This window comes from Nostoc sp. JL33, from assembly GCF_017114985.1.
GTDB lineage: Bacteria > Cyanobacteriota > Cyanobacteriia > Cyanobacteriales > Nostocaceae > Nostoc.
Genome location: NZ_JABXKP010000024.1, coordinates 43,539 through 56,562 on the forward strand (window position 1 = coordinate 43,539; position 13,024 = coordinate 56,562).

Here is a 13,024-nt window from a genome sequence, read left to right on the forward strand (position 1 = left end):
GAAAAACTTAGTAATGATAGGCAAAAGCTTACCACAGACTTCAACCAGCTTCACCGTAGTAGGCAAATCAGCGATGTCTACGACGGGCTACGCCAACGCACCTTTCAATAACTTGAGGGCTGTTTTTGCTATCTTCTGCATGGCTCCATCTTTTGGGTTTGGCAGTGGGGCGATGTCTACGACGGGCTACGCCTACGCATCTGATAACAAGTCAAGATTGTATCTGATTTTGTAAGTTACTTGCAAAATTTTCAAAGTTCTGAATTAAAATTGTTTACATACGTGCGATAGCTAAAAAAGCGAACTATGAATACTTTTACTGTCAACGTAAGCGCTTTTTGGGATTCTGAGGTTGATGTTTGGGTAGCTAGCAGTGATAATCTACCTGGGTTGGTTACAGAAGCTTCTACTATTGAGGTGTTAACAGCAAAACTCAAAGCTATGATTCCAGAACTTCTTGAATTAAATAGAGTTGAATCTGGCAAGAAAGATTACATTGATTTATACTTAACAACCTATCGTCATGAATCAATCAAAGTGGCTGGCTAATGAGTGTTTCCTTTACTCCTGAAGTTAAAAAGCTTTTAACAGAAGCCGGATGTTATTTTCAAAGGCAAGGGAAAGGAGATCATGAAATTTGGTATAGCCCAATTACAGATAATAACTTTGTAGTTGATAGTAAAATAAAATCACGTCATACTGCAAATGGAGTATTGAAACAAGCTGGTTTAGATAAGCATTTTTGAGTTTATGAGGAGAGCGTAGGCGTTGGCGTAGCCTCTCCAAGAGTTGCCCGCCGCAGGCATCGCGCCAAAATATGAGATGATTAAGAATGCTTATGATTTCACTGGAGGCGATACCTTCGGTAAGCTTCGCTAACGCATCTGTGTTCAAATGAAAACCATAAGAAAGCCTGAAGTCTAACTACAGTGCCGTGTATCAGTGTGCCGTCCTGAGCAATGTACCACCAACTGCATAAACGGCATTAAAACCAATTCTTTCTCCCCAGACTGCTGCATCGGTTTGCTTGGATCGTAATCGAAGACTCGTTTCGACTAAATCATCACTGATTTCGTAATCTCCTGTTTCAACATTAATCGAGATAATTTTGCCAATGTTCTCTTGTGTCTCAACTTTGGCACGGATACTTCTTTGATAGAGTTCCTTTCCACGTCGGGCGACTTCTTGGCTACTGAGCGTCGGGTGGGACATAAATAAATCCCCTGTTGAAGCTGCTAGATTCTTCACTTCATTGTAAAGCATCGCGCCAAAATGTTACATGGGCATTAATATGAGCTAACTGAGATAGTTGCTTACTTCTGCTTTTACTGCTAATACTGGTGTCATAGTTGGCGATCGCCATATAGATGTAAGATGTATCATTGACATCCAAGCATCTCAAACTTTACTAAGGTTATCAGGGATATGGAACAAATATTAAACGAATACTGTAGACAAATTAATCCTGGACTGCTGCTCCTGAGTAGGCCAACTGGTTCTGGTAAAACATACAATGTTCTCAACTTTATCTATTCTAATTACGAGGAATTTGCTGCTCAAAAAAGGAAAATACTGTTTATTACCAACCTCAAGAAAAATTTGCCACATTCCGAACTTAAAAAGCGTTTTATTGCTGACGGAAAGGAAGATGAATTTGACAAGTATGTTCTTTTTATTAATTATAATGTTGACATAGTTATTAAACAGCTACTCGCAATTGATGATGAAATTCCTGATCAATTCAAGACAGAAAGTTATAAAAAATTAAAGTCTCATATAAAAGTACTCCAAGAACGTCAACTTCCCAAAGAAGTTAAAGATAGCTGGGAAACAGAAATTCGCAAAAATCTTGAGCCAAAATTCCGAAAAACTATTGGAGAAGCATTGAAGAATAATTTCAAAACAAAAAAAGACCGCCTTTCAGCTATAAAGAATGATCAAGACTATCAATGGATTGGAAAATTATATCCCGCAGTATTTACAGATGAGAAAACTGTTTTTTTCCTTAGTATAGATAAGTTCGTCGCCCAAAATACGACACTTGTTGAGAATTCATATTACTTTAATGAACGGTTTATTGATCAAGCACTTATTTTTATTGATGAGTTTGATACGACCAAAGAAGCTGTACTCAACAATATCATTAAAGCAGGCTTGCAGCATCGAGTGGATCTTCTTGATTTATTCTTGAATATTCATGGCCATCTTATGCAAAACGAATCTCCTAAAGTCCTTGTTAAAGAATCTGAATGGTTCAATAAAAAATCTGACGGTAAAAATTGGTTATCCCCGCGACAACGGATTGAAACCTTTCGAGAGAAAGCTAATGACATATTCACCACATATAAATTACAGCATACCTGTAAATCTCATGAAGACTTTTCTACAAAGAAAAGGAACTTTCTGTTTTATGACTATCAATTCCATAATGTGATGGATCGTCATCAGCGTATCGAGATTATTGAAGATTCACAAAACCTTACAAATTGGATTAAGGCTTCTGATACTAAAACAGAACCAACTGGTGTTGATATTCACAAGCTACTTAGTAAGATCACCGGATTTTTAACCTACTCCATTTCTAGAGTTTGGAAGTATTGATAAATTTTATAAAAGTCGCGCTGGTGTTTTTCACCATATTATGGTAAGCATTCATGAACATCTATCGAAATATATGGATGTTAATTTTTATTGCCGTGAAATCGACGACAACTTCCCACTTACAAGCACCTTGCTTAAAAATCCAAAACAACTTCACTCAAAACTTGATCGTCAGGCAATACATATAGTTGATAGAGCGAATGATGAAGAGTCTGCTGATTTAGTAATGACACTGAAACAATTCTTTCTTCCTTATATCACTCATGAAAACTTAATTACTGTTGGTAAACGTGATAAAAGAGACGCTCTAAATTTTAGAATTATTCATGATGCCGACTTTTATGAAAAGATGGGACAGGAAGACGAATATCTACCTTCAACAGATGAATTTCGACGGCAGCACCTCACAATTGAATCAAGCAGAAATGTCTCTGACGCTATTGTTAAAACAATTATAAAAGAACAGCTTATAAAACGTGATATTAGCTCTCGAACATTGAACCTGTTTGATTGGGCTAAACTTGAATTAAAAGGAGTTTGGACTTTTGCTGCTTGGGATGAGGAGAGAAATCACGTTATTTTTATGGAAATCCAACCAAATGGTAATTTTGAATTCTCTGAAATAGAAGATCGAGGTATATTTAACTGGGAAAAATTTGACAAATATAAAGATGCTATGATAGATAGTAGCTCTGGAGATAAAACCAGGACATTGGAAGGTCTTGTTATTTCTGATACAGGTGATATAAATCAGATATTCCGTAGCGATGAAATCACCATTCCTGAGCTTTCTAAAATTGAAGCTATTATCAACGAAGTCGAAACTGAGTTTCCCGAAAATAAGCGAAGTGGAAGCGCTTTGGCAGCCTTGATACAAGAATTTATGACTGAAAGTTCTAGGAAAGATAATGAAGAACTTGTGAGATTTTCCGATGAATTGGAAATTTTGGGTAGCAATGAAATAAATAAAAAAAGTTTCAAAAAACTTCTGAATGAAAGGCTAGGAAAAAACTCAACTGTTGCATCTGAATTACGGAGCTATCTTCTAAATAAATATCATATCAGGCTGATTTTTTCAAAACAGAAGGAAAACCTCGAAGATTTATTTGATGCTTCTCTCAATATAAAATATTTCGGCGAAACTGAAAAAGAAGCATATTATTTCGTGGGAGATCAAAATGTAAAAGATTATTCTTTCAAAGATGCGTGTCATCTTCGTAAAATCGTTGCGGTAAATGACTCGAAACTGATATTCAGACAACTCCTTCAAACTATGGATGTTGATTTTGTCCGCACAGGGCAAAGTACCGTAATCCCTTTTCCATTTAAGTATATTAGGGAGTATAAAAATTTTGGACTTGCTAAATGACTGTATGAATCAGTATTAATTTATTAGTTCAGCATACTAGGTAAAGCAATTAAATCCAGGATTCGACTGAAAAGGTGTAAACTTGCTGAATCCTGGTGAAGTCGCTGTCAGCAGAGACGAGAGTAATATTATGATAAATTGCTGTTGCGGCGATCCATAGATCATTATCATCAAAACCGAGATCCTGAATGCGGGTACTGCGGCGTTTGTTTTTTTCTTTTGGGGCAAATTGACGAAAAATGCGGTTCTTCAGTTGACTGTATATCTCAGCTATTTCTTTGTTGATCAGATAGATATCAATCTCTGTCAGGAATGCTTGAACCACTTGTAAGTTCATCTCTCGACGCTCTGATTTTTCCGTCATGTAGAGCAACTCACCATAGCTAATGATGCTAATCCCAAAAGGATCTTGAGCATAGCTTTGAGCAGTTGCGACAACTTGAGGGTTGTTGTTAATGAGATAACTACAGTGATTGGTATCCAGCAAATACATAAATTATTGGCTTAAAACTTCGCCTTTGAGCGAGTTGCATCAAGAAATGCTAGGCACTCCTCTAAGTCGTCTCCATGCCAAGTACCAGCAAATTTGAGCAAGTTTTGACCTGTAGAACCTCGTCGGATCACAGATTGAGAACGATCGCCACGTTGTTTGATTTCAGCGATCTTAGCAGCAAAATCTTCAGGTGGTTGTGCTAGGATCTCATCCTCCAGAGGAGAATTGGGCGGAGTCTGTGCTTGCTCTAAAGATGCCAGAATCGAAGCTCCAGTGGAAGGTGATTTGGTCACTTCTGATTGAGATAGAACTGTTTTCTGAAAACCAAGAAATGCTAGATATTGCTCAACCTGAGTCAGTTGGTCATCTGGAAGTTGAGCAATCTGTTGTTGAAGTTGACGGCGGCGGTCAAGGATAGTCATCGGACACCTCGCAGGAACAACTGAACTTTCATTTTACTCAATTGGTACAGTAGGAATGGTTTCTCATCGATTGCTGAACAAAGACCGATCGCAACATTGAGCAGGGACTAGCTAAAAAATAGCGATCGCTGAATATTGACGCTGCCGAAGAATATTCAAAAGTAGACTTATGAAAAAGCACACGCATTTCTGGAATAATTTTATTAACAGACTACTGTTGTGCGTCCGATTGGGCAATTTTCAGGTTTGGGTTTAATCGTGATTTCTACATCATTACCAAAACTATTCAAATAGCTAATCAATCTATCAATTGAAAACCCGCTTAATCGTCCTCTAATTAATGAAGAAACTTTAGGCTGATCAATTCCTAAAATTTCACCAGCTTGCACTTGTGTTAATTTACGAGCAGCAATTATCTCACTAATTTTACGGGCAAGTTCGGCTTTGACTAGTCTTTCTTCGGGATTGGGTAATCCTAAATCAGCAAACACATTCCCACTACTAACGTAAACATTATTTTCGTTGCTCATTTTTTACCCCGTTCTTTTTAGCTGTTTCCGTTGAATAATCTTCCTGAGCGTCTTTTAATCTCTTTTTAACCAAATCTATGTCTTGTTGCGGTGTAGCAATACCATGTTTTGATTTCTTTTGAAATGAATGCAATAAGTAAACAACTCCTGCAAATTTAACAGTGTAAATTGCTCTGTATGTATCCCCATCAAAATCATCTACAATTTCTAAAACGCCAGCCCCTGAAAATCCATGTAAAGGTTTTGCATCAGGATGCTTTTCACCATGTTGTGCCAAATCCAGAGCATAACCCATTACATCTTGTACATCTTCAGGAAACTCCTTTAAATCATCAAGAGCGCTTGCAATCCATTTAAGGGGTTTTTCTTGTTGTTCACTCATGCAATCTCAATTATGCTAAAACTGGCATATTATGTCAATAAGTAATTTGGTTGGATCAAAATTAATCTATCACCATCAAATACTGTTTAAATCTTGCAAGTGACTTCAGAACTAGACTTTCTATGGCTTCAAGCTGCCGTTGATACAATCTGAAATGGGATATTCTCTAGAACAACTTGTGGCAACTGACCCGATCCAATAACCTCTTTTGCATCAAGAATTTCTACACCAACTAAAACTTCACCCGCACCAATATTTAGTGCTATTTCATCATTTAATCGCAAAGTAAGTAAGTAGGTGAGAATAAATCAAAGTAGATTAAGTAATGTAAAAAATATTGAGATGAGTTCGTAGTGAGGACTTCAGCCCTCAAATTAGGACTAAAGTCCTTACTACAAACCTTGAATTATTCACGCCGCTCTACTTACGACATTCATGATATCCATCGACTAGGCGAATATAAAGAGAGTCAGTTTCTTGGTCATAACTAATTTTCATCGCGTCACTTTCCTTAAAAATAAAATGTATACACAGTAATCACTACAATCTCTGTCTCGCTTTCGGCAATGATTCGCGTATTTCCTTAATTTGCTTAGGTTCTAGCGGTTCAATCTCAGACAAACACAGACTGTCGAATTCCCGCAATGTAGTTTGATCCATCAGTCCAGCCTTGTGCAGCCCCGTAGCCGTTTCGTGAACGGCTTCAAGAATCGCTGATTTATTCTTCGCCATTGCAAATTACCTCCATCAATTCATCTTCCAGCTTGGCCTTTTCGAGATCCTCTAGCGATCGCACTCCACCAAATACAATGAGGGTACAACTAGTGTTGTACCTCCAAATTTACTGCACACTCCTAAACCACTCAGTAATTCCTTGAGCGATCGCATTTGCCATTTTCTTCTGTTCTTCTGGGTTCACCACCTGCTCAAATTCATCGGGATTACTCATAAAACCCAATTCCAGCAATACCGATGGTGCAGCAGTCGGACGTGTCAGCGCTAAATTATCCCAAAACACACCATAAGAAGGTCTGCCGAGTTTTTTAACTACATATTTCTGTAAAAATATTGCCAGGTTGTGGGCTTGGGGTTGATACCAAAAGGCGGCGAATCCCTTGATTTTCTCGGCATCGCCATCATCGGGTAGAGAATTATGATGGATGGAAATAGCGATGCATGGTTCTTCTTTACTAATAATTGCCTGACGTTCTACTAGGGAAAGTTCGCGATCGTCCTCCCGCGTCATCACCACAGTTGCTCCTCGCTTCACCAAATCGTCGCGCAGCAACTTCGATACCACCAAATTCACATCTTTTTCTAAATATCCAGTTGGGCCACTGGCACCAGTTTCTTTACCACCATGCCCTGGATCTAGTACAATCTTGAAATTAGCTAAAAGCTTGCGTCTTGTGTTCCCGATTTTAGGCGGATGACGCAAAGCCAAAACCAGGGTTGTACCGTCGTATCTTAGCTTATATCCCCACTGTTGAGCTTTTTTGAGGTTAAAGGTGTATTTTACTTGTCCTGGAGCTTCCTGTTGCCAATCTAGGCGATAAATTAGGGGGTCATCATCCAGGCGAATAATGTCGGTTTGGGCAGTGGTATTGTAGAGAGTGAGAGCGATCGCTTGCTCACTTTGTTGCACACTCACAGGTACAGGAACTTGTAAGGGGAAAACTATCTCTGTCGCACCAGGGAGTTGACGGTATCCGACACTGCGAATTATTGTCTGTGGCTCAATTGCACCAGGTAAAATGCGCGTTTCTTTACTATTAATCCAAGCGCCATAGTCTAGGCGCAACCATTCACCTTCGGTACCTGTTACTGTTGCGCGTGTGCCTTTGGGCAGTGGTGTGAGTCGAGAAAAATCGGTGTTCGGGCCAGTGCGAGTAACGCCTGCGTCTGCCGTTATCTCAGCAACTGGCAACTCTCCTCTTGAAAGGATTTGAATTTTACCAGATCCTGGCTGAGTTATCGTCTTCCCATTGAGCGTCAGTTGAAACTGAGGTTGTCCCAAATCGGCAGCTGTTGCCACTGTGGTACAACCTTGATAATTGCCTAAGCTAGACTGGGCATAAGGCTGATTTTGCCCTGTCAAAACTGCCAAATTACTTGGTAGTTGTGCCTGTTGAGGTTGAGCTGAAAGGGCAATAGTTTGATTAGCCAACTTAACAGAAACATTGGCGTTAGGGGGTGTGACCCCTTGAGGAAGTTTCGCTAACGCGCTAAAACAAATTAGTTCTCCTGGTAGTCTGGCAATGTCAGCTGCGGGAGTCAGTGAATCTTTAACAAAGCCTAAACCTTCTGGTAACTCAGGAGCAGTGTTAAGCCTTGTCACTTTAATCTGGAGTTCTTGATTGTCGTGACGCACAGTAAAAAGATTCTCCCCCAACCGCAAGGGGAAACTAGGGGAAAAATGACCAGCTTTGCTGCGGTTAATTGGCTTACTATTGATCAAAACCTGACCATCTGGTGGTGCAGTGCCCAGAAAAAAGATTTTTTGGGCACTCGTCTGGTAGTTTGTTTTGGGAAAAACGACTATAAGAGATGGCTCTGCCAATGTTACCGAGGAGGTGAGAATACAGCCTATTATTACTAATCCTAAAAGGTTTTTCACAGCAAATCACAGAAAATTAAACCACAACAACTGTGGCACAATGACGGGATGTATTTTTAGAAGTTGTTAGAAATTCAAACTACTATGACTAAGTTTATCTTTGTAACTGGAGGCGTAGTTTCCAGTATTGGTAAGGGCATTGTAGCAGCAAGTCTAGGGCGTTTGCTCAAGTCGCGCGAATATTCCGTGTCGATTCTCAAACTCGACCCTTATATCAATATCGATCCTGGCACAATGAGTCCCTTTCAGCATGGGGAAGTATTCGTTACCCAGGATGGTGCGGAGACAGATTTGGACTTGGGGCATTACGAACGCTTTACCGATACTTCGATGTCGCGATTGAACTGCGTTACTACTGGCTCGATTTACCAGGCAGTCATCAATAAAGAGCGGCGCGGAGACTACAATGGCGGGACTGTGCAGGTAATTCCTCATATTACCAATGAAATAAAAGAGCGGATTCTACGAGTTGCCAAAAGTACAAACCCCTCTGTAGTGATTACAGAAATCGGCGGTACGGTGGGAGATATTGAATCACTGCCGTTTTTGGAAGCAATTCGCCAGTTCCGCAAAGAGGTGGGACGGCAGAATGTGCTGTATATGCACGTAACGCTAGTACCGTGGATTGCCTCTGCGGGTGAGATGAAAACTAAGCCAACCCAGCATTCAGTTAAGGAACTGAGATCCATTGGCATTCAACCAGATATTTTAGTTTGTCGGAGCGATCGCCCCTTACCCAAGGGATTAAAGCAGAAATTGTCTGGATCTTGCGATGTGCCCGAAGAATGCGTCATCACTTCCCAAGATGCCAAAAGTATCTATGAAGTACCGCTAAATCTGGAACGGGAAGGAATGGCAGAACAAGTGCTGAACTTGCTGCAAATGGAGCAACGCAAACCAGATTTGACGCAGTGGCAAACCCTGGTAAAACGGTTACATAGTCCCAAGCACGAGGTAGAAATTGCCATTGTTGGTAAATATGTGCAGTTAAGTGATGCTTACCTATCTGTAGTGGAAGCACTCAACCATGCTGCAATCTCCACCTATGGCAAACTGCGTCTGCGTTGGGTGAACTCAGAAGATTTGGAAATTGAACCAGCCGAAACTTATCTTCAGGGTGTCGATGGCATAGTTGTACCAGGAGGTTTTGGTGTTCGGGGGGTGGATGGGAAAATTGCCGCGATTAAATACGCCCGCGATCGCCAAATTCCCTTTTTGGGTTTATGCCTGGGAATGCAATGTTCTGTGATTGAATGGGCTAGGCACGTAGGGGGATTAACAGATGCTAATAGTGCTGAATTTGACCCCTATACAACTGCTCCGGTGATTAATTTATTGCCAGGACAGCAGGAAGTCGTTGATTTAGGGGGTACAATGCGCTTGGGACTATATCCTTGTCGTGTTATACCTGATACTCTGGCTTTCAAGCTTTATCAAGAAGATGTGATTTATGAACGACATCGGCATCGATATGAGTTCAACAATGATTACCGCGATCTGTTATTAAAGTCTGGCTATATGATCAGTGGTACTTCTCCGGATGGACGCTTAGTTGAAATTGTGGAATTACCCAAGCACCCATTCTTTCTTGCTTGCCAATTCCATCCAGAATTTCAATCGCGCCCCAGTACCCCTCATCCCTTATTTAAAGGGTTCATTCAAGCAGCGATCGCTCTTTCTCTCTCGACATCTGGTAAACCAACACCATTGGAGGTGTCATAACAATTCATAATTCATAATTCATAATTCAAAATTAATTTTTTAGATTTTGAATTCGTGCATAGCAACATTAACTTAAGGCTTCAGCAGATTTGGACATACAGGGTGCATCATTCGTAAATTTCAGACTTGAGGAGATGTTGTGACGTACTGGGTGAGAATCCTTTACGAGAGGAGAGAATATGTAGTGAATTTTGAGCGTGTCCATGCTTTTTGTTATGAAGTAAATGGCAGGGTTACTTTTTGGTTACCCGATAGTGCGATTCCGATAGTGATTAACCCGCAAACTAACTTGGAAGACTATCAAAAGATTCTCGATTATTTAGAATGTGTGACGGGGTTGAAATTAGATCATGCCCACTGGGTGAAAATAATTTACGAAAAAAACGAATATGTAATTAATCTCAACTGCATCAGTTCCTTTTGTCATGAACCGAACGGTAGGATAACTTTTTGGTTGCCAGATGGCACTATCCCCATCATCATCAACCCTGTGAGTAATCCTGAATCCTATCAAAAAGTGGTGCAATACGTTAAGAAAGCAACAGGATATTCTTTGTCTTAGTGTGAACGAGAAACTTACCCCTGCTAAACTTTTAACTAAAGGTAACGATGTTAGCAATAAAGGCACGAGGAAAGATTCAATGAATACTGTTGTGCTTAATCTAGAACCGATTGCTCATTTAACCGATGAGCAATTTTATCAATTATGTGTTGCCAATAGCGATTTAAGCCTGGAAATGAATGCAGCCGGAGAATTAATAATTATGCCACCAGTAGGAGGAGAAAGCGGAAATCAAGAAGCTGGACTAATCACCGATTTAGAAATCTGGAATCGTCAAGCTAAATTAGGCAAAGTTTTTAGTTCTTCAACTATCTTTATACTTCCAAATGGTGCAAAACGTTCCCCTGATGCGGCTTGGGTAAAGTTGGAACGGTGGGAAGCTTTAACACTAGAACAGCGAAAAAAATTTCCGCCACTTGTACCCGATTTTGCCATTGAACTGCGTTCGGAGACAGATCGTCTTGCACCTATCCAAGGGAAAATGCAGGAATACATAGAAAATGGTTTGCGTTTAGGTTGGCTAATTAATCCTCAAGATAACCAAGTGGAAATTTACCGACTTTTGAAAGCTGTAGAAGTTATTCAAATGCCAGCGATTCTTTCTGGAGAAGATATATTACCTGGATTTGAGTTGCAAGTATAGGTAGGCCATAAGCCTGATGGCATGACTTTGCTTACCGCATTGTCCCAAAAAAAACAATTTGGTCATTCAGGGGGTAAAAGCACAATTAATTCTCCCAGGCGTTTCAATATACTGAGTACTTGGTGTAGTTCGGAATCACGTTCAATTGATAGCGCATCAGATCGTGCATACCAAGGATGTTCTTGTTGAATCAATTTCACAAAAACAAATTCTCTACCGTTGATTAGTAAAGCAAAAGTAGGTTGTGCAGGATTTGGACGAGCAAGCATATAAGCTAGTGCTTGAGGTAGGGCTATCATCACATCAAATTTACTGCTTTTAGATTCAATGACAAGTACCCAAAAACGTTTTTGAATGACAAGAACATCAATGTTTCCTTTAACGATAAAGCTCTCGTCTTCAGCAGAAATCTCAACAGAAGTCTCGGTTTCAATCTCAAAAGGAGGTTGGTAAAAGCCAGCTAAATCGAGTAAAGGAGACAGCACTACCATCTTTACCGCCTCTTCTGACATCAGACGGTGCTTATTCAAGTTTAAATAGTTGCTTTTGACTCGTGCGATCGCTTGCTTTTCACCATCAGTCAGAGTTGGTATTTCTGTCCACTCTGTAAAAAAGTTGCTGTCTGTGGCAAGTTGCAAACCAAATTTTTCTTCTAATTCGTAAAGACTAATGTCTCTGGCTGGGATTGTTTGAACCATAATCTAAAATCCGGAATAGTGTTGCAATGCTAACTTTGCTGCACCCACTATCCCAGCCAAATTGCCTAACTCTGCTGGCAAAATTTGTAAACCCCCTCGTGATAAAGGCTGCACTCGCTTCTCAATTTCTGCCTTCACTGCTGGGAAGAAAAACTCAAAGCTGCCACTGATGCCGCCACCAATGACGATCGCTTGCGGTGTGAGTACATAAATCAAACTCGTCAAACCAATTCCCAAATTTTTACCATATTCTTGCCAAAAAGTCAATGCTGCGGCATCTCCTTGTTGGGCAAGAACACCCAATTTGGCGGGTTCCTTGAGAGTGCGGCGGCGAATTGCAGTAGCACAGGCATATTGTTCTAAAGAGCCTTGATTGCCACTATTACAAATTGGGCCATCAGGATTTAATGAAATTAAACCCAATTCGCCTGCGGCTCCTTGATGTCCAACAAATAGTTTGCCATCGAGGATAATTGCGCCACCAACCCCAGTTCCCAAAGTTAGCAGAATCAGATTTTGAAAGTAGCGACCGGCTCCCAACCAAGCTTCTCCCAAAAGAGCGCAATTAGCATCATTAGCGATCGCAGTAGGTTTACCAGTTTTGGTTTCTAACCAGTCTGCTAAAGGCACATCGATCCATCCAGGTAAGTTAATCGCGATTTTAGCAATGCGTCCTCTTGCATCGGCAGGTCCTGGAGTACCAACACCAATAGCAACAGTTTGATTATCTGGGTCAATTTCAGCGATCGCATCTACGATCACCGCCAGCACCGCCTCCGGCGTTGTCGGTTGGGGAGATGCCACAGTTAAAGATAACAGACAAGTACCATCAGCTGTAAAACGCCCCAGCTTAATTGCTGTTCCCCCCACATCAATGCCAATTACTTGAATTTTATCATTTGTCATTTGTCATTAGGTATTGGTGAACAGCTATTCCCTATTCCCTATTCCCTATTCCCTATTCCCTATTCCCTATTCCCTATTC

The 13,024-nt window shown here is 40.5% G+C and carries 20 protein-coding genes; 8 read left to right on the top strand and 12 right to left on the bottom strand.

Features of this window, described 5'->3' with window-relative positions; translation table 11 throughout:
- Nucleotides 1-13: 13 nt before the first annotated feature.
- From HWQ23_RS05815 to HWQ23_RS05825, 3 genes are all read left to right on the top strand, one after another.
- Entirely contained in the window at nucleotides 14-235 is a 222-nt protein-coding gene (locus HWQ23_RS05815) for a hypothetical protein (RefSeq protein WP_292824848.1), read from the top strand.
- Nucleotides 236-306: 71 nt separating this feature from the next.
- Entirely contained in the window at nucleotides 307-549 is a 243-nt protein-coding gene (locus tag HWQ23_RS05820; protein WP_292824850.1) for a DUF1902 domain-containing protein, read from the top strand.
- Entirely contained in the window at nucleotides 549-746 is a 198-nt protein-coding gene (locus HWQ23_RS05825) for a type II toxin-antitoxin system HicA family toxin (RefSeq protein ID WP_292824853.1), read from the top strand. Before HWQ23_RS05820 ends, HWQ23_RS05825 begins: the two co-directional genes overlap by 1 nt.
- Before the next feature lie 193 nt (nucleotides 747-939).
- On the opposite strand, the gene HWQ23_RS05830 is transcribed toward HWQ23_RS05825, so the two are convergent.
- Complete coding sequence (locus HWQ23_RS05830; protein WP_292824856.1) at nucleotides 940-1,212, bottom strand: hypothetical protein; 273 nt, start codon at nucleotides 1,210-1,212, stop codon at nucleotides 940-942.
- A gap of 37 nt (nucleotides 1,213-1,249) precedes the next feature.
- Complete coding sequence (locus HWQ23_RS05835; RefSeq protein WP_292824858.1) at nucleotides 1,250-1,393, bottom strand: hypothetical protein; 144 nt, start codon at nucleotides 1,391-1,393, stop codon at nucleotides 1,250-1,252.
- A gap of 32 nt (nucleotides 1,394-1,425) precedes the next feature.
- Here HWQ23_RS05835 and HWQ23_RS05840 point away from each other — a divergent pair, with 32 nt between their 5' ends.
- Together HWQ23_RS05840 and HWQ23_RS05845 are read left to right on the top strand one after the other, a co-directional pair.
- Nucleotides 1,426-2,601 (top strand): hypothetical protein, encoded by a 1,176-nt coding sequence (locus tag HWQ23_RS05840; protein ID WP_292824860.1) that lies wholly within the window; start codon nucleotides 1,426-1,428, stop codon nucleotides 2,599-2,601.
- A 73-nt stretch (nucleotides 2,602-2,674) separates the two neighbouring features.
- Entirely contained in the window at nucleotides 2,675-3,970 is a 1,296-nt protein-coding gene (locus tag HWQ23_RS05845; RefSeq protein ID WP_292824863.1) for a hypothetical protein, read from the top strand.
- A gap of 49 nt (nucleotides 3,971-4,019) precedes the next feature.
- On the opposite strand, the gene HWQ23_RS05850 is transcribed toward HWQ23_RS05845, so the two are convergent.
- The 8 genes from HWQ23_RS05850 to HWQ23_RS05880 all read right to left on the bottom strand — a co-directional run bounded on the left by HWQ23_RS05850 (nucleotide 4,020) and on the right by HWQ23_RS05880 (nucleotide 8,414).
- Entirely contained in the window at nucleotides 4,020-4,463 is a 444-nt protein-coding gene (locus HWQ23_RS05850; RefSeq protein WP_292824865.1) for a type II toxin-antitoxin system VapC family toxin, read from the bottom strand.
- An 11-nt stretch (nucleotides 4,464-4,474) separates the two neighbouring features.
- Entirely contained in the window at nucleotides 4,475-4,885 is a 411-nt protein-coding gene (locus HWQ23_RS05855; RefSeq protein WP_292824868.1) for a hypothetical protein, read from the bottom strand.
- A 203-nt stretch (nucleotides 4,886-5,088) separates the two neighbouring features.
- Nucleotides 5,089-5,415, bottom strand: coding sequence for a helix-turn-helix domain-containing protein (locus tag HWQ23_RS05860; RefSeq protein WP_292824871.1), 327 nt, complete (start codon nucleotides 5,413-5,415; stop codon nucleotides 5,089-5,091).
- Nucleotides 5,399-5,797, bottom strand: a complete 399-nt coding sequence (locus HWQ23_RS05865; RefSeq protein ID WP_292824873.1) for a type II toxin-antitoxin system RelE/ParE family toxin — start codon at nucleotides 5,795-5,797, stop codon at nucleotides 5,399-5,401. Before HWQ23_RS05865 ends, HWQ23_RS05860 begins: the two co-directional genes overlap by 17 nt.
- Nucleotides 5,798-5,925: 128 nt before the next feature.
- Complete coding sequence (locus tag HWQ23_RS05870) at nucleotides 5,926-6,081, bottom strand: hypothetical protein (RefSeq protein WP_292824876.1); 156 nt, start codon at nucleotides 6,079-6,081, stop codon at nucleotides 5,926-5,928.
- 136 nt (nucleotides 6,082-6,217) lie between these two features.
- Nucleotides 6,218-6,295 (bottom strand): DUF2283 domain-containing protein, encoded by a 78-nt coding sequence (locus tag HWQ23_RS33385; RefSeq protein ID WP_365740624.1) that lies wholly within the window; start codon nucleotides 6,293-6,295, stop codon nucleotides 6,218-6,220.
- 42 nt (nucleotides 6,296-6,337) lie between these two features.
- On the bottom strand, nucleotides 6,338-6,529 hold the full coding sequence (locus HWQ23_RS05875; protein WP_292824879.1) for a hypothetical protein: 192 nt from the start codon (nucleotides 6,527-6,529) through the stop codon (nucleotides 6,338-6,340).
- Between the two features lie 109 nt (nucleotides 6,530-6,638).
- Complete coding sequence (locus HWQ23_RS05880) at nucleotides 6,639-8,414, bottom strand: N-acetylmuramoyl-L-alanine amidase (RefSeq protein ID WP_292824882.1); 1,776 nt, start codon at nucleotides 8,412-8,414, stop codon at nucleotides 6,639-6,641.
- An 84-nt stretch (nucleotides 8,415-8,498) separates the two neighbouring features.
- On the opposite strand from HWQ23_RS05880, the gene HWQ23_RS05885 reads away from it, so the two are divergent.
- The 3 genes from HWQ23_RS05885 to HWQ23_RS05895 all read left to right on the top strand — a co-directional run bounded on the left by HWQ23_RS05885 (nucleotide 8,499) and on the right by HWQ23_RS05895 (nucleotide 11,341).
- Complete coding sequence (locus tag HWQ23_RS05885; protein WP_292824885.1) at nucleotides 8,499-10,136, top strand: CTP synthase; 1,638 nt, start codon at nucleotides 8,499-8,501, stop codon at nucleotides 10,134-10,136.
- Nucleotides 10,137-10,275: 139 nt separating this feature from the next.
- Nucleotides 10,276-10,698 (top strand): hypothetical protein, encoded by a 423-nt coding sequence (locus HWQ23_RS05890; RefSeq protein ID WP_292824888.1) that lies wholly within the window; start codon nucleotides 10,276-10,278, stop codon nucleotides 10,696-10,698.
- Between the two features lie 79 nt (nucleotides 10,699-10,777).
- Entirely contained in the window at nucleotides 10,778-11,341 is a 564-nt protein-coding gene (locus HWQ23_RS05895; RefSeq protein ID WP_292824891.1) for a Uma2 family endonuclease, read from the top strand.
- A gap of 62 nt (nucleotides 11,342-11,403) precedes the next feature.
- Here the strand turns inward: HWQ23_RS05895 and HWQ23_RS05900 are convergent, their stop codons facing one another.
- Together HWQ23_RS05900 and HWQ23_RS05905 are read right to left on the bottom strand one after the other, a co-directional pair.
- Nucleotides 11,404-12,039: a type I restriction endonuclease subunit R gene (locus tag HWQ23_RS05900; RefSeq protein ID WP_292824894.1), complete on the bottom strand. Its 636-nt coding sequence runs from the start codon at nucleotides 12,037-12,039 to the stop codon at nucleotides 11,404-11,406.
- A gap of 3 nt (nucleotides 12,040-12,042) precedes the next feature.
- Nucleotides 12,043-12,945, bottom strand: coding sequence for an ROK family protein (locus tag HWQ23_RS05905; RefSeq protein ID WP_292824897.1), 903 nt, complete (start codon nucleotides 12,943-12,945; stop codon nucleotides 12,043-12,045).
- Nucleotides 12,946-13,024 lie beyond the last annotated feature (79 nt).

Excerpts from the sequence above, each read along its gene's own strand:
- HWQ23_RS05815 (WP_292824848.1), top strand. The coding sequence starts at position 14 with ATGATAGGCAAAAGCTTACCACAGACTTCAACCAGCTTCACCGTAGTA.
- HWQ23_RS05820 (WP_292824850.1), top strand. The coding sequence starts at position 307 with ATGAATACTTTTACTGTCAACGTAAGCGCTTTTTGGGATTCTGAGGTT.
- HWQ23_RS05825 (WP_292824853.1), top strand. The coding sequence starts at position 549 with ATGAGTGTTTCCTTTACTCCTGAAGTTAAAAAGCTTTTAACAGAAGCC.
- HWQ23_RS05830 (WP_292824856.1), bottom strand. The coding sequence starts at position 1,212 with ATGTCCCACCCGACGCTCAGTAGCCAAGAAGTCGCCCGACGTGGAAAG.
- HWQ23_RS05840 (WP_292824860.1), top strand. The coding sequence starts at position 1,426 with ATGGAACAAATATTAAACGAATACTGTAGACAAATTAATCCTGGACTG.
- HWQ23_RS05845 (WP_292824863.1), top strand. The coding sequence starts at position 2,675 with ATGGATGTTAATTTTTATTGCCGTGAAATCGACGACAACTTCCCACTT.
- HWQ23_RS05850 (WP_292824865.1), bottom strand. The coding sequence starts at position 4,463 with ATGTATTTGCTGGATACCAATCACTGTAGTTATCTCATTAACAACAAC.
- HWQ23_RS05855 (WP_292824868.1), bottom strand. The coding sequence starts at position 4,885 with ATGACTATCCTTGACCGCCGCCGTCAACTTCAACAACAGATTGCTCAA.
- HWQ23_RS05860 (WP_292824871.1), bottom strand. The coding sequence starts at position 5,415 with ATGAGCAACGAAAATAATGTTTACGTTAGTAGTGGGAATGTGTTTGCT.
- HWQ23_RS05865 (WP_292824873.1), bottom strand. The coding sequence starts at position 5,797 with ATGAGTGAACAACAAGAAAAACCCCTTAAATGGATTGCAAGCGCTCTT.
- HWQ23_RS33385 (WP_365740624.1), bottom strand. The coding sequence starts at position 6,295 with ATGAAAATTAGTTATGACCAAGAAACTGACTCTCTTTATATTCGCCTA.
- HWQ23_RS05875 (WP_292824879.1), bottom strand. The coding sequence starts at position 6,529 with ATGGCGAAGAATAAATCAGCGATTCTTGAAGCCGTTCACGAAACGGCT.
- HWQ23_RS05885 (WP_292824885.1), top strand. The coding sequence starts at position 8,499 with ATGACTAAGTTTATCTTTGTAACTGGAGGCGTAGTTTCCAGTATTGGT.
- HWQ23_RS05895 (WP_292824891.1), top strand. The coding sequence starts at position 10,778 with ATGAATACTGTTGTGCTTAATCTAGAACCGATTGCTCATTTAACCGAT.
- HWQ23_RS05900 (WP_292824894.1), bottom strand. The coding sequence starts at position 12,039 with ATGGTTCAAACAATCCCAGCCAGAGACATTAGTCTTTACGAATTAGAA.
- HWQ23_RS05905 (WP_292824897.1), bottom strand. The coding sequence starts at position 12,945 with ATGACAAATGATAAAATTCAAGTAATTGGCATTGATGTGGGGGGAACA.